The organism is Luteimonas sp. KH_071 (assembly GCF_057838005.1).
The window spans coordinates 384,739-398,676 of the sequence record NZ_CM174458.1 but is presented as its reverse complement, the minus strand read 5'-3'; the positions used below and the strand labels follow the sequence as shown (position 1 = coordinate 398,676).

The following is a 13,938-nucleotide window of genomic DNA, read 5'->3' as shown; positions in this document are numbered from 1 at the left end:
CCGAATCAAAGGGCCGCCGTGTGCGGCCCTTTGCGTCTCCGGCATCAGCCCCCGCGCGCTTCGGCGACGATCTGATCCGTGATGGCCTGCACCTGCTTGACCGTCATCGGCGCGAAGATGCCCTGCCATGCGCTCGACGTGGTGTCGTAGGTCCGCGTCGCCGCGACGTTGCCGCTGGGCATTTCGATGAACTGCGCGCTGGCCTTGATGTGTGCATTGCCGGTCATCACGCCGAGGCCGTAGCGCGCGCCGGTCGAGACGTATCGGTAGCTGTCGACGCGCACAATGACGACCACCCCCGGTGGATCCAGCGACGGCGGACGGCTGTCGCGCACGCTACCCCGGATGCCGACGGTGGTGGCCGAGGTACGGATCGCGTCGTCCCACAGCGCGCGAAAATCCGCCCAGTCTTCTTGGGCACGCACGGCGTCGCTGCCTTCAATCACCAGCACGACCTGGCGGACATCGCCATTGATCGCGACCGGATCGACGGGGGCGGCGGTCGGCCGCTGCACCGTCGCCGCGCATGCGGACAGCAGCGCTGCGGCAGCGAGTAGGGCGAGCGAATGGACGATGCGCGGCAGGCGCGCCGCGGATGGGATCACAGGGGTGCGGATATGCATGGCAAGGCCTCGTGGGATGGCTGGCATCGCGGCCCCGGACCACGTCCCCTGCGCCGCGTCCGGTGCGCGCGCATCCGTTTCTAGCGGGAATTCCATTCACTGCAGGTGAAAAGGGACCCCGGATTTTGCGCGCTCCCCTGCTTGCGGGCCAGGTTGGGCGGGGGCGAGCTGTCAGGTCGATGCAGCATCCGGGATCATCCCGGCGCTTTGGCCCAGAGATCTTCGCGAACGGCTTGTCTGGCCCCCATCCCGGCTCTCCATCCGTAAAGGGCGCAATGCCCCGCAAGCGGGCGAAGGCGCCGTTCGATGCACTTGCCAAGGCCTCATGAGGCGTTCGTCGCCTAGAGCAGCCCGTCCCGCTTCACCGCCAGATAGCGCTCCACCAGGGCCGATGGCAGTTCCTCGCCGGTGACATCCAGCACGACGATGCGATGGTTGCGCAACGCGTCGTGCGCGGCCTTGCGCTGGGCGAGATAGCGGGCGGTGGCACCGGCGCGGATCGCGTCGTCGTGGTCGCGGACTTCGGTCGACAGCACCTCGTCGAGCGCGCGCTCGCGCAGCGACGCGACGATGACCAGATGCCGTTTCTGCAACATGCGCACCGCGCTGAGCACATCCTCGATGTCCTCGTCGCGCAGGTTGGTCACCAGCATCAACAGGCCACGCCGCCGCTGACGCAGCGACAGTTCGGTCGCCGCAGCGAGATAGTCGGTGGCGACCGCCTGCGGCTGCAGGTCGTGGCTGACGCGCAGCAGGGTGTCGACCGCGCCCATGCCGCGTTGCGGCGCCATCCACCGGCTTTCGCCGCCGGTCGCGAACAGACCGACCGCGTCGCCCTGGCGCAGCGCGAGATAGGACACCATCAGCGCGGCATCGAGTGCGTGGTCGAAATGCGACAGCGCGCCGTCCTGGGCGAGCATGCGCCGGCCGGTATCGAGCACCACGACGAGCTGTTGGTTCTTCTCGTCCTGGTACTCGCGCGAGATCAACTTGCGTGCGCGCGAACTCGCCTTCCAGTCGATCTGGCGCAGGCTGTCGCCCACGCGGTACTCGCGCATCTGGTGGAAATCGGTGCCCTCGCCACGACGGCGTTTGATGTGCGCACCGACCAGTCGCGAGGCGCGGTCGGCACTGAGCAATGCGAAGCGCGTCAGCGGCGCGAAGTTCGGAAACACGCGCACCTGGTGGCGCGTGCCGGCGTCGCGACGCTGCCGCCACAGCGCGAGCGGCGAACGCAGCCGCAGCTGCACCCCTTCGAACACTGCGGCGCCGCGCATGTCGGGCTGCAATGTGTAGTCCACGCGCGACACGGTGCCGGGCGTCAGCCGCACGCGCCGCGGCAGGCCGTCGACGCGCCAGCCCAGCGGATGCAGGTCGAAGACCTCGAGATGCTGGACCTGCGGACCGCCCTCGATCTGCAGCGACACCGGTCGCGCGATGCCGATCGGCCAGGCCTCGGCCATCGTGCGCACGACATCCGGCGTCGGTCGACGCGACAGCAACACGAGATCGAGGATCGACAGCAGCAACAGCGTCGTGCCGAACACGTTCCACGGCAGCACCGCAACAGGCCACAGCGAGGCCGCGACGCCGCCCAGCCCCCAGACGACGAGCAGCACGACGAGGGCGATCGTCGGCCTCATGCGCAGCGGCTCGCGTGCAGGCGTCGCGACCGATTCACTTGCGCGGCGCGTCCACGCGCGCGAGCAGCGCCTGCAGCACCTGGTCGGCGTCCTGCCCTTCGATCTGCAGTTCCGGCGCCAGCGCGATGCGATGGCGCAGCGCCGGCGTGGCGATCTCGCGGATGTCGTCGGGCGTGACGAAATCGCGGCCCGACAGCACTGCCTGCGCACGCGCCGCGCGCACCAGCGCGAGACTGCCGCGCGGGCCGGCGCCGAGTGCGATGCCGGGCCATTTGCGCGTCGCCGCGGCGATGCGCACCGCGTAGTCGATCACCGCCGCATCGACCACTGTCGCCGCGGTGCCCTGTTGCAGCGCGACGATCTCGCCCGGCTGCAGTACGGTCGCGAGTTGCGACAGATCGAAATCGGCGGCGACCTTGCCGCTGCTGATCGCGGTGACCATCGCGACCTCGTCCGCGTGCTCGGGGTAGTCGATCAGTACCTTGAGCAGGAAGCGGTCGAGCTGCGCTTCCGGCAGCGGGTATGTGCCTTCCTGTTCCACTGGATTCTGCGTCGCCAGCGTCATGAACGGCGGCGGCAGTTCGAAGCTGTGGCCTTCGATCGTGACCTGCTGTTCCTGCATCGCTTCCAGCAGCGCCGACTGGGTCTTGGCCGGCGCGCGGTTGATTTCGTCGGCCAGCAGCAGGTTGGTGAAGATCGCACCGCGGCGGACCACGAAGGTCTCGCTCTTGGTGTCCCACACCGCATGGCCGCTGACGTCGCTGGGCATCAGGTCGGGGGTGAACTGCACGCGTGCGAAGTTGCAGCCGAGTACGGCCGACAGCGCGCGCACCAGCAGCGTCTTGCCGAGACCGGGCACGCCTTCAATCAGCACGTGGCCGCCCGCGAGCAGCGCGACCAGGATCTGGTCGAGCACTTCGGGCTGGCCGATGAAGGCCTTGGAGACTTCAGTGCGGACGGCTGCGACGCGCGCGGCGAGCGCATCACCGGTGATCGGCGCGGAGGGGGGCACGGGCAGTTCGGTCATGGTCGGGCTCACAGGTGGTTGCGCATCTGGATCAATCGGGCAATGCGCTGGCGGAACGCCGTCGCATCATCGGGTCGGGGCGCCTGCAGCGCGTGGCGGACATCGCGCGGCGACAGGCCGGTGCGCGCGGCGATGGCTTCGATACCGGCCTCGCCGTCGAGCGCGGCGGCGAGTGGATCGCGCCGACGCAGGCGGTCGAGGAAGGCGGCACGCACCGCGTCGTACAGCAGCGGCGCGCGGCCGTAGCGCACGAGATGCTCGCCACTCGCGGCGACGTGTTCGAGCAGGGCGCGCCGCGCGACCGGCGGCGCCGGCAACACCGGACCGAGCCGCTGTGTGCGCATCCACAGCCAGGCGAGCAGCGCGAGCAGCAACGGCCCCCATGCCATCCAGCCGCGGGTGAGGATCTGGTACCACAGCGGCGGCACGCTGGCGGCGTACACCAGATGCACGGTGCCCGCGCCCCAGTTCGGCGCCAGCAGCTGCCGGGCCAGCAACGCGTGCGGCACGTCGCGCAGATCGGCATTGCGCATGAAATCGAAATCGGCGACCACGTCGACGGTGCCGGCGCCGTGCGCCAGCCGCGCGAACACCAGACCGTCCTCGTAGCCGTCGCCCCATTCGAGCAGCGGTTCCGCATCGACGAGGAACCGGCGCCCGTTGCAGAACTCGACATGGCCGCCCTGCCCGGTCACCAGCAGGGGCTCGCAGCGCGTGCCGCCGTCGACGGTGTGCACGCCGAGGCGCTCCAACAGATCCCAGGGACGCGCGGCGTCCGCGCGGCGTCGTGGCAACGGCGTGCGCACCAGCAGATGGCCGCCGCCGTCGACCCAGCCGAGCAGCGCTTCGACCTCGGACGGCAGCAGCGTGCGGGGTTCGCTGTAGAGCAGCACGGTGTCCCGCGGCCCCAGCGGCACGCCGGAGAGTTGCAGGCGCTGGCGCGAACGCGCCTCCACGCCATCGGCGCGCAGCGTCTCGCGTAACGCGTACAGCGGGTTGTAGGCGGCCTCGCCGCGCGGCGGCAGGTTGACGGTGTCGGATACGCGCTCGTGTGTGTGGAGGAACCAGGCGACGCCGAGCGCGACGATCAACGCGCCGAGTGCGACGAGTGCGATGCGGGTGGACCCGCGCATCAGGCGGACCATCCGAATCGCGGCGCCAGACGCGCCAGCAGCGCGTCGAGGCCGGCATCGTCCGGCAGCCGCTGGCCGTAGGCGGCGCGCTGCCAGACGCGCACCATCTCGGCGAAGGCATCGCGGTCTTCGACATCGGGCAGACGGCGCGACGCGCGCAGGACCTGCGCTTCGGTCGCGCCCGGCACCAGGGTCACGCCGGCGCGCGTGACCATCGCCTCGACGCCGCCGCGATACAGCAGGGCCAGTGCCCGGCGATGCCGGCCTTCCGCCCACAGGCGACGCACTTCCGACACCAGATCCGAAGGCAGTGCTTCGGGCGGCGGCGGCGCGGCCTCGACGACGATCTCGCTCGGTTCGCGCACCGGGCGCAGCGTGTCGCGCATCCACGGCCACCAGTGGCGCGCGGTCCAGGCCAGCAGTCCGACCAGGATCGCGAGCACGATCCACATGCCGTACTCGGCGATCAGCGCGAAGACCTGCGCGATGGCCGCGAGCAGACCGGTATTCGGCGTCTGCCGGTTCTTCTCGTCGTCCTTCTCGTCGTCGGCATTCTTGCGTTGCCAGCGCGTGACTTCGCGCTTGTTGTCGAGCAGCGGATCCGCGTAGGCGCGTTCGATCGCGCGGCGGAACGACGCGCCGTCCTCGACCTGGCCGAACACCTGCGGCAACGTCGGCGTCTGTGGTGCATCAGGCTCGGCCGCATCCTGCCTGCGCTCACCGGGCCGCCAGGTCTTGGTCGGATTGATCTCGCGCGCGGCGTCTTCGCGGGCGGTCGCCGGATCCTGCGCATGCCCCGACACCGGCGCCAGCATCAGGCCGGCGAGCAGCAGGCCGACCACCAGCGTCGCCGCCGGGGCGAGGCGCGCGCGCAGGCGCCGGAATGCGATTTCCAGATCCCAGGCTTCCAGCTGCGTGCGCCGGTTTAGATACAGACCGAATCCGGCGCCGATATAGAACGGCTCGACCAGTCCGATCGCCATCCAGAACGCGAGATTGCCGAGCACCTGCACCCAGCGCGGCGGCTGCTCGGAGATCAACGCCCACATCGCGCGCGCCGATTCGGACAGCAGTTCGGTCGGCACGAACATCAGCACCAGCGTGCTCAGCGACAGCAGCAGCGCGACCACGAACAGCTGGCAGATGACGGTAAGCAGCAGGGCGTGTCCGCCGATGCCGTCGCCGAGCAGGCGTCGCCGCTGCGCGAGCGGCGCGCCGGACAGGCCTTCGAGCACGTCAACAGGCAAGGTCACCGCGCGCCAGGGACTGAACCGCCGCCAGGTCAGATGACCGATCAGCGGGCGCCAGCCCCAGCGCCATTGCGCATCGAGCGTTGCCCGCATGCCCGGGGCCGCGCCGAACACCGCGCGCGAGAGCACGAACAACGGCACGCGATCGAACACGGGCTTGAGCCACCACAGCGCGAGCGCGGCGAGCCACAGCTGGTCGATCGCCCAGCCCAGCGCATTGAGCACCACGAACACCGGCAGGCCGAGGAGCAGCGACGGTCCCCAGATCGCGCGTGCATGCCGGCGCACCAGCGCGTTGCCGAGCTCCATCGCCTCCCAGGCGGTGCGCGGTCGCAGTTCCACCTGCACCGTCTCAACGCGCATCGGCCACCCCGCGTCCGCCGCGCCACAGCCACAGTCCGGTCAGCAGCCACAGGCCGCCACCGACACCGAACTTGACCGCATCGGGAATCGCACCGGTCGACGACCAGAACGCTTCGACGAACGCCGCGAACACCAGCATGAAGAGGATGCCGAGACAGAGCCTGCCGCCATCGCGCCCGGCCTGCACCAGAGCATCCACGCGCCGCAGCTGGCCCGGCGCGATCAACGCGAGGCCGAGCCGCAGACCGCCGGCGCCGGCGATCACGATCGCGGTGAGCTCCGGCGCCGAGTGGCCGATGACGAAGCGCCAGAACGGGCCACCGTGGCCGATCGCCTGCAGATGCCCGGCCACCGTGCCGATGAACACGCCGTTGAAGATCAGCACGAAGATCGTGCCGATGCCGGCCAGTAGGCCACTGGCGAAGGTGCGGAAGCCGATGCTGACGTTGTTCCAGATGTAGTAGCCGAACATCTCCATGTCGGTCTGGCGTTCGCGGGCGAAGCGCTCGGCCGCGCGCGCCGGGTCGTACATGCCTTCCATCTGCGCCAGTTGCTCGGGCGACATCACTCCGTAGGCGAGTTCGGGCCACTGCTGGATCAGCACGAACATCAGCACCAGCGGCACCACGAACAGCACCAGCGACGCCCAGAGGCAGCCGCGTTGTGCGCGTACCAGGCGCGGGAAATCGGCGAGCAGGAAGCGCAGCGCCCGCCGCCACGGCGGCGGCGGTGGCCGGTACAGCACGTTGTGGCCGCGCTGCATCAGCGCCTGCAGCCGCGCGGTGACCTGCGGGCTGTAGCCGCGCCGGCGCGCGAGCGCCTGCTGCTGGCACAGGCGGCGGTAGCGCGACGGCACGTCCTCGTCGCCGAGCCCGTCCCAGTCGCGCCGCGTCGCACGCGCGCGGCGCGGACTGCCTTCGCGCGCGTCGAGCCAGCGCTCGAACGCAGCCCACTCGGTTTCGTGGCGGGCGACGAAGGCGTCCTGCCTCACGCGCGGCGCCCCAGCAACCAGTTGGCCACACCCAGCAGTCGCAACACGCCGGTCTCCCCGCGCGCGCCTGTGACCGGGGTGACGATGTCGGCCAGCTCCTGCTGGCGTTCGCCGGTCAGCGCGTGCGCCCGTTCGGCGAACGCGATCACCGCGATCTGCTCGTGCGCCTGCAGCGGTGCCGCCGGCGCCTGCGGCGCGATCTGCAGCGCGTCGATCTGCGTGCGTTCGCGCGGGGCGTGGATCACCAGCGTCCCGGCGACCATGTCACCCAGCCGGCGGCTCCAGGGATCGGCCAGACTCGCGACCAGACCCGCGCCGTAGCCGAACGGCAGCATGTCGACAGTGCGCATCAGATTGCGCACGAAGCTCGCCATCCAGCCGATCGGCGCGCCGTCGGCCGACACCACCCGCAGGCTCAGCGCGCGCTTGCCCGGCGTCTGCCCGCCGTACAGCGCCTCGAACACCACCGGGTAACCCCAGAACACGACGAACAGCACGATCATGTACACGCCGGAACCGAACTTGCCGAGCATGCCGAGGACGATCGAGAGCGCCATCAGCAGCGCGCCGCGGATGGCGAGGTCGATCAGCCACGCGACCGCGCGCGGCACCGGGCCGGCGGCCGGCAGGCGCAGCGCGACGCCCTCGGGCGTGTGGACCTCGCGCACCGTGTCGAGCATCAGGTGCCGCGGCTCCGTGCGGTCATGCGCGTGCGCGCGTCGTTCCTGTCCGTCATGTGTCGTCTGCGTCCCTGCCGTGCTCAGCCCGCCAGCGCGGCGAGGTACTCGTCCTTGAGCCGCACATAGTGGGCAGCGCTGTAGTACAGACCTTCGATCTGCGCGTCGTCGAGCCTGCGCACACAACGTGCCGGATTGCCGACCCACAACTCACATTCGCCCACCACCTTGCCCGGCGACACCACCGCGCCGGCCGCGACGAACGCATGCTTCTTCACCACGGCGCCGTCGAGCACCAGTGCGCCCATGCCGATCAACGCTGCGTCCTCGATCGTGCAGGCGTGGATCACCGCCTTGTGTCCGATGGTGACGTCGCTGCCGATCAGCGTCGGAAAGCCGCCGCGCTTTGCGTGCGGGCCGGCGTGGCTGACGTGGATCACGGTGCCGTCCTGCACGCTGGTGCGCGCGCCGATGCGCACGTGGTTCACATCGCCGCGGATCACCGTCGCCGGCCACACCGACACGTCGTCGCCGAGCACGACATCGCCGATTACGGTCGCCGCGGGGTCCACGTAGACACGTGCGCCGAGGCTCGGGGCGATGTCTCGATAGGGTCTCAAGTCCATCGCCCGAGTCTACCTGCGGCCCCGGCGGATTGCCGCGACGCCGGCGCTACACTGCGACGATGGACACCGCCCTGCCCGATCCGACACCCGCCGCGACACCGGTCGCCGACCTGCAGCCCACGCTCGATGTCCTGCGCGCGGCATGGCGCGGCCGGCGCCCCGATGCCGCGCAGCGCCGCGACGATCTCGCCCGTCTGCGCGCTGTATTCGCGCGTCGTCTCGACGAGATGGCCGATGCGATCTCGGCCGATTTCGGCCACCGCGCGCGTGCCGAATCGCTGATCGCCGACGGCATGACCGTGCTGTCGGAGATCGATGCGTTGCGCAGTCACCTGCGCGGCTGGATGCGCCCGCGCCGCGTCGGTGCCGGCTGGCGGCTGTGGCCGGCGCGCGCCGAAGTCCGGCCGGTGCCGCTGGGCGTGGTGGGTGTCATCGCGCCATGGAACTACCCGGTGAATCTGGCGCTGATTCCACTCGCGACCGCGATCGCCGCCGGCAACCACGTCTATCTCAAGCCGTCGGAACACACGCCGCGCAGCAGCGCGTTCCTGCGCTCGCTGCTGGCCGAAGTGTTTCCGCCTGACCGCGTCGCCGTCGCACTGGGCGATGCCGACATCGGCGCCGCGTTCGCCGGTCTGCCGTTCGACCATCTGGTGTTCACCGGCTCGACCGCCGTAGGCCGCAAGGTCATGGCCGCCGCCGCGCCGAACCTCACCCCGCTGACGCTCGAACTCGGCGGCAAATCGCCGGCGATCGTCTGTCCGGGTTATCCGCTCGACAAGGCCGCCGCGCGTCTGGTCACCGGCAAGCTGTTCAACGCCGGCCAGACCTGCATCGCGCCCGACTACGTGCTGATCGATGCCGCGCGCCGTGATGCGCTGCTCGAAGCACTGCGGTTCGAGGTGCAGGCGCGCTACGCAGATGCCGGCGCGCGGGCGTCGGACTACACCCACATCGTCAGCGACGCGCAGCACGCGCGACTGACCGGCCTGATCGACGATGCGCGTGCGCGCGGCCTGACCGTGCTGCCACTGCTCGAGGTCGAAGGCGCACGCGCGCTCGCGCCGACGCTCGTCGTCGAACCCGGCGACGACAGCGACGTGATGCGCGAGGAGATCTTCGGGCCGATCCTGCCCGTGCTGTCCTACCGCACGCTCGACGAGGCCATCGCCTTCGTCGAGGCACGCGACCGGCCGCTGGCGCTGTATCCCTTCGGCGACCGCGCCCAGGCGGAAGTCATCCTCGCCCGCGCCGTCGCCGGCGGCGTCACCGTCAACGACACCCTGCTGCACTTCGCCGCGAATCGCCTGCCGTTCGGCGGCGTCGGCCCAAGCGGCATGGGCGCGTATCACGGCCGCGCCGGTTTCGATGCGATGACCAAGGCGCTGCCGGTGCTGTGGCAGTCGCGCTTCGCCGTCACCGACTGGCTGCGTCCGCCTTACGCGCGTATCGCCACGCTCATCGACCGCCTGGTGCGCTGAGGCGCGTGCTCAGCGCGGCGACGCACGCTCGAGCAGCGCGCGTGCCGACTGCTGCGCCGCCTCGCGCAGTTGCGGCAGATCGACGTCGACCAGTGCGCCGTCCGCCTTGACCAGCACGCCGTCGACGATGACCGTGCGCACGTCCGCCGGCGATGCCGAATAGACCAGCAGCGCCGCGGGGTCGCCGCCGCCGAATCCGGCCATCTGCAGCGAATCGGCCGCGATCACCTGCAGGTCGGCGCGCTTGCCGGGCACCAGCGTGCCGGTGATCGCGCCCAGGCCCAGTGCGTCGGCGCCGCGGCGTGTCGCCAGCTCGAGCAGCGCGCGCGGATCGACCACGGTCTCGTCGCGCGCCTCGCCGCTCCAGGTCAGCGCCGCGAGGCGCATGGTCGCGAACATGTCGCCGCGGCCGGCCAGCGCATTGCCGTCGATGCCGAGTCCTTGCCGGCGCACGGCCGCGAAATGATCGATGCGGGTCGGGCCGTAACCGACCCGATGCTCGCTGATCGGCGTCAGCGACAGCGCGCCGCCCGCCGCCTCCAGCGCCTGCAGCTGCGCCGGCGTGGCATCGGTCGCATGGACCAGGCTGAGGTCCGGCGCCAGAAGATCGCGCGCGATCAGCGCATCGAAGATCGGCCCCGGCTCGACGCTGACGTGGACCTGCACCGGCAGGCCGAGTGCGCGCGCGGTGTCGCGCTCGTGCATGCGCATCGCCCAGTTGTCCGCGTCGCCGCGGTCGCGCGGCAGGCGCCATGCCAGGCCCAGTTGCACGCGCGCCTCCGCGCCGCGCGCGGCCGCGAGTTCCGACAGATGGGCCACATCGATGGGATGCCGCGTGCTCTTGTCCGGCCCGCCGTAGTACAGCACCGCGCGGATGCCGGCCGCGTCCAGCGCCTGCAGGCCGGCCTCGCCGTGCGCCGGCGAGCGCACGTTGTCGAAGAAGTCGCCGGTCGTGGTGATGCCGCCGTCGAGCAGTTCGAGCGCACCGATGTGCATCGCGATGCGCACATCGTCCGGCGTCATCGACGGCGCCAGCGCTTCGGCCGTATCGAAATAGGCACCGTCGGCGTTGCGGAACTGGCCGCGCATCGTCGTCGTGTACAGATGCGAGTGGGTGTCGACGAACCCGGGCAGCACGTAGGCGCCCGCGGCATCGATCACGCGCGCATCGCCCGGATCGAGATCCGGACCAACCGCGACGATGCGACCGCCCTGCACCAGCACGTCGGCGCGCGGCAGGTCGCCGACCTCGGGATCCATCGTCAGCACGTGGCCGTTGCGCACCAGCAGCGCGCCGTCATCGGCAGACGAGGCCGCAGCGGCCGTCGTCAGGGCCAGCAGCGTGGCCGCCAGCGGAATCGTCGGGAATCGCATCGGGCGTCGCTCGGTTCGCGTGGCCGTACAGCGTCGCGCACTGCGTGTGCACACGGGATGTGGGCGCCCGGCTGCAACGGCCCGCGTACAATCGCCGGCCACACCGGAACGCGAACCGCGCCGATGAAGATCGCCAGCTGGAACGTCAATTCGCTCAACGTGCGCCTGCCGCATCTCGAACAGTGGTTGCGCGATGCGCAGCCGGACGTGGTCGGCATCCAGGAGACGAAGCTCGAGGATGCGAAGTTCCCGGATTCGGCGCTCGCCGCGCTCGGTTACCGCAGCGTGTTCGCGGGACAGAAGACCTACAACGGCGTCGCGCTGCTCGCGAAGGACCGTTCGCTCGACGACGTGCAGATCGGCATTCCCGGTTTCGAGGACGAACAGAAGCGCGTGATCGCCGCGACCGTCGACGGCGTACGCGTGATCAACCTCTATGTCGTGAACGGCCAGGACGTGGGCACCGACAAGTACGCCTACAAGCTGCGCTGGCTCGCCGCCGTGCATGCCTGGGTCGAACGCGAACGCGCTGCCCATCCGAAACTGGTGGTCCTCGGCGACTTCAACATCGCCCCCGACGACCGCGACGTGCACGACCCCGCGGTCTGGAACGACACCCACATCCTGACCTCGACCGCCGAACGCGAGGCCCTGCGCGGCCTGCTCGGGCTCGGTCTGCACGACGCGTTCCGCCTGCACCACGACGACGCGGGTGTCTTCAGCTGGTGGGATTACCGGCAGGCGGGCTTCCGCCGCGATCTCGGATTGCGGATCGACCTGACCCTGGTCTCGGATGCGCTGCGCGATCACGCGGTCGCTTCGGGCATCGATCGGGAACCGCGCACGTGGGAGCGGCCCAGCGACCACGCGCCCGCGTGGGTCACCCTCTCGGGCTGACGCGCCACACGGCGCCGCCGCGAACGTCGCGCCGGCGCCCGGCCCTACCGCTGTTGGTTTGCGGCATCTCCAAAAGAAAAGGCCCGGCAATGCCGGGCCTTTTCGGGTACCGCGTGCGCGATCAGCGTGCGCTGCCGCGCCGGATCAGGTTGACGATCGCCAGCAGGATGATCGCGCCGATCAGCGCGGTCAGCAGGAAGCCGATCCAGCCTGCGCCGAACGACACGCCCAGCATCGGCAGCAGCCAGCCACCGATGAAACCGCCGATGATGCCGACGACGATATTGAGCAGGATGCCCTGCTGACCGTTGGTGCGCATCAGGATGCTGGCCAACCAGCCCGCGATGCCGCCGACGATGATGTAGATGAGGAAATTCATGGACGTACTCCAGTGCGGAACGTGAAGATCAGAGAGAGTGGGCACGTACCGGCCCGAAGTGCGGCGCAAGCATCCACTCCGTCCCGTGATGAATGCGTCAGGATTCAGGTGGATCGGCGTCGAACAGCGCCTCCAGCGCGGCGCGCGGCAATTTGCCGGTCTCGTTGCGGGGCAGCGCGTCCAGACGGCGGATACGGCGCGGCAGGAACACCGGATCGACATCCGCGCGCAGCGCGTCCAGCAGCGCGGCATCGTCGAGCGCCGGATCCGCGACGACGGCGGCGAAGATCCGACGCACGCCGGTGGCACCTGGCGCATCGCACTGGCAGATCACGCCGTCGCGCACGCCGTCGATGGCGAGCAGGCGACGGGTGAGGTCAGCGAGCGAGGCGCGCTTACCCGCGATCTCGATCATGTCGGCCTGGCGGCCACGCAGTTCGAAGCGGCCCTCGGCGTCGAGTTCGACGATGTCGGCCAAGAGCCGAGGCTCGGGCAGATGCGGGGCGTGCACGAGCGTGCCGTCGGGCACCGGCTGCAGGCGCACGCCGGCAAACGGTGTCCAGGCCCGTTCGCGGGCGGTACGGCGGCGCGCGAAGATGCAGGTCTCGGTGGAGCCGAACAGTTCGCGCACTTCGCAGCCGAAACGCGCTTCGGCCTCCGCCGCGAGCGCCTGCGACAACGGCGCAGTCGCGGTGGCGATCGCGGCGAGTGGCGGCAGCACGACGCCGGATTCGACCAGTGAGCGCAGATGGACGGGCGTTGTGACCAGCAGCGGCGGGCGCGGCGCGTCACGCAACGCGGTGGCGATGTCTTCGGGAAAAAACGGCCGCGCACCGTGCACGGCGACGTTGCCGAGCAACGGCAGCAACACCGACAACTCCATGCCGTACATATGCTGCGGCGGCACCGTGGCGACGACCGGCAGCGTCGCCTCGCCATGCAGATCGGCGAGCGCGGCGAGGTTCTGCAACGTGCCGGTGTGGAAGGTCCCCCAGGTCTTGGGATTGGCGCCGGGCACGCCGGTGCTGCCCGAGGTGAACCCGATCGCGACCAGCGCGGCCAGCGCGATCTGCGGCACATCGCCATCGCGCGTCGGCAGCGCGTCGGGCAGACGCACGTAGTGCGGTGGCGCGGGCGTGTGCACGGCATCGCAGCCGCAATCGTCGCGATCGCCGATGCAATAGCTGTGCGGATGGCGCGCACGCACGTCGTCGATCGCACCGCGCGTACGCGCAGGCGGCAGCAGCGTGGTCTGGCCGCGCAGCGCGACCGCGCAGAACGCGACGAGAAAGCGGTAGCGGTCTTCGCAGAGATTCAATGCGAACGGTGCGTCCGGCAACAAAGCGGCGACACCGCGCACGTGGCCGAGAAAGGTCTGCGCCGTCACCACGCCGTCGGCGCCGAACGCGACCACGCGCGTTGGACCACCATCGACCATCGGTCGGCTTTCGCCTGCGCCCTGCAGGCCTTCGAT

General features: G+C 70.3%; 13 protein-coding genes. 2 read left to right on the top strand and 11 right to left on the bottom strand.

From position 1 onward, the window contains the following. Positions 1–44: 44 nt before the first annotated feature. The 8 genes from AC3IRM_RS01795 to AC3IRM_RS01760 form a co-directional block, all read right to left on the bottom strand. Positions 45–623 carry a hypothetical protein gene (locus tag AC3IRM_RS01795; RefSeq protein ID WP_489204613.1) on the bottom strand — a complete coding sequence of 193 codons (579 nt, stop codon included), beginning with the start codon at positions 621–623 and terminating at the stop codon, positions 45–47. Positions 624–964: 341 nt separating this feature from the next. Then, a complete protein-coding gene (locus AC3IRM_RS01790) occupies positions 965–2,266 on the bottom strand; it encodes a DUF58 domain-containing protein (RefSeq protein WP_489204612.1) in 1,302 nt (433 codons plus the stop codon). A 34-nt stretch (positions 2,267–2,300) separates the two neighbouring features. Further along, positions 2,301–3,293 carry an AAA family ATPase gene (locus AC3IRM_RS01785; protein ID WP_489204611.1) on the bottom strand — a complete coding sequence of 331 codons (993 nt, stop codon included), beginning with the start codon at positions 3,291–3,293 and terminating at the stop codon, positions 2,301–2,303. 8 nt (positions 3,294–3,301) lie between these two features. Then, positions 3,302–4,426 carry a DUF4350 domain-containing protein gene (locus AC3IRM_RS01780; protein WP_489204610.1) on the bottom strand — a complete coding sequence of 375 codons (1,125 nt, stop codon included), beginning with the start codon at positions 4,424–4,426 and terminating at the stop codon, positions 3,302–3,304. Next, complete coding sequence (locus tag AC3IRM_RS01775) at positions 4,426–6,039, bottom strand: DUF4129 domain-containing protein (RefSeq protein WP_489204609.1); 1,614 nt, start codon at positions 6,037–6,039, stop codon at positions 4,426–4,428. Before AC3IRM_RS01775 ends, AC3IRM_RS01780 begins: the two co-directional genes overlap by 1 nt. Further along, positions 6,029–7,030 carry a stage II sporulation protein M gene (locus AC3IRM_RS01770; protein WP_489204608.1) on the bottom strand — a complete coding sequence of 334 codons (1,002 nt, stop codon included), beginning with the start codon at positions 7,028–7,030 and terminating at the stop codon, positions 6,029–6,031. Before AC3IRM_RS01770 ends, AC3IRM_RS01775 begins: the two co-directional genes overlap by 11 nt. Next, positions 7,027–7,710, bottom strand: a complete 684-nt coding sequence (locus AC3IRM_RS01765) for an RDD family protein (protein WP_489204607.1) — start codon at positions 7,708–7,710, stop codon at positions 7,027–7,029. Before AC3IRM_RS01765 ends, AC3IRM_RS01770 begins: the two co-directional genes overlap by 4 nt. Positions 7,711–7,790: 80 nt before the next feature. Continuing rightward, entirely contained in the window at positions 7,791–8,333 is a 543-nt protein-coding gene (locus AC3IRM_RS01760) for a gamma carbonic anhydrase family protein (protein WP_489204606.1), read from the bottom strand. A 59-nt stretch (positions 8,334–8,392) separates the two neighbouring features. Here AC3IRM_RS01760 and AC3IRM_RS01755 point away from each other — a divergent pair, with 59 nt between their 5' ends. Continuing rightward, entirely contained in the window at positions 8,393–9,814 is a 1,422-nt protein-coding gene (locus tag AC3IRM_RS01755) for a coniferyl aldehyde dehydrogenase (RefSeq protein ID WP_489204605.1), read from the top strand. Between the two features lie 9 nt (positions 9,815–9,823). On the opposite strand, the gene AC3IRM_RS01750 is transcribed toward AC3IRM_RS01755, so the two are convergent. Beyond that, complete coding sequence (locus tag AC3IRM_RS01750) at positions 9,824–11,188, bottom strand: amidohydrolase family protein (RefSeq protein WP_489204604.1); 1,365 nt, start codon at positions 11,186–11,188, stop codon at positions 9,824–9,826. Positions 11,189–11,311: 123 nt separating this feature from the next. Here AC3IRM_RS01750 and xth point away from each other — a divergent pair, with 123 nt between their 5' ends. Beyond that, positions 11,312–12,085: an exodeoxyribonuclease III gene (gene xth, locus AC3IRM_RS01745; RefSeq protein ID WP_489204603.1), complete on the top strand. Its 774-nt coding sequence runs from the start codon at positions 11,312–11,314 to the stop codon at positions 12,083–12,085. A 121-nt stretch (positions 12,086–12,206) separates the two neighbouring features. Here the strand turns inward: xth and AC3IRM_RS01740 are convergent, their stop codons facing one another. Continuing rightward, entirely contained in the window at positions 12,207–12,464 is a 258-nt protein-coding gene (locus AC3IRM_RS01740; RefSeq protein ID WP_159681413.1) for a GlsB/YeaQ/YmgE family stress response membrane protein, read from the bottom strand. A gap of 97 nt (positions 12,465–12,561) precedes the next feature. After that, positions 12,562–13,938: an AMP-binding protein gene (locus AC3IRM_RS01735; RefSeq protein ID WP_489205799.1), complete on the bottom strand. Its 1,377-nt coding sequence runs from the start codon at positions 13,936–13,938 to the stop codon at positions 12,562–12,564.

Bases quoted from the DNA above. Each gene is read 5' to 3' on its own strand.
- AC3IRM_RS01795 (WP_489204613.1), bottom strand. From the start codon at position 623: ATGCATATCCGCACCCCTGTGATCCCATCCGCGGCGCGCCTGCCGCGC.
- AC3IRM_RS01790 (WP_489204612.1), bottom strand. From the start codon at position 2,266: ATGAGGCCGACGATCGCCCTCGTCGTGCTGCTCGTCGTCTGGGGGCTG.
- AC3IRM_RS01785 (WP_489204611.1), bottom strand. From the start codon at position 3,293: ATGACCGAACTGCCCGTGCCCCCCTCCGCGCCGATCACCGGTGATGCG.
- AC3IRM_RS01780 (WP_489204610.1), bottom strand. From the start codon at position 4,426: ATGCGCGGGTCCACCCGCATCGCACTCGTCGCACTCGGCGCGTTGATC.
- AC3IRM_RS01775 (WP_489204609.1), bottom strand. From the start codon at position 6,039: ATGCGCGTTGAGACGGTGCAGGTGGAACTGCGACCGCGCACCGCCTGG.
- AC3IRM_RS01765 (WP_489204607.1), bottom strand. From the start codon at position 7,710: ATGCTCGACACGGTGCGCGAGGTCCACACGCCCGAGGGCGTCGCGCTG.
- AC3IRM_RS01760 (WP_489204606.1), bottom strand. From the start codon at position 8,333: ATGGACTTGAGACCCTATCGAGACATCGCCCCGAGCCTCGGCGCACGT.
- AC3IRM_RS01755 (WP_489204605.1), top strand. From the start codon at position 8,393: ATGGACACCGCCCTGCCCGATCCGACACCCGCCGCGACACCGGTCGCC.
- AC3IRM_RS01750 (WP_489204604.1), bottom strand. From the start codon at position 11,188: ATGCGATTCCCGACGATTCCGCTGGCGGCCACGCTGCTGGCCCTGACG.
- xth (WP_489204603.1), top strand. From the start codon at position 11,312: ATGAAGATCGCCAGCTGGAACGTCAATTCGCTCAACGTGCGCCTGCCG.
- AC3IRM_RS01740 (WP_159681413.1), bottom strand. From the start codon at position 12,464: ATGAATTTCCTCATCTACATCATCGTCGGCGGCATCGCGGGCTGGTTG.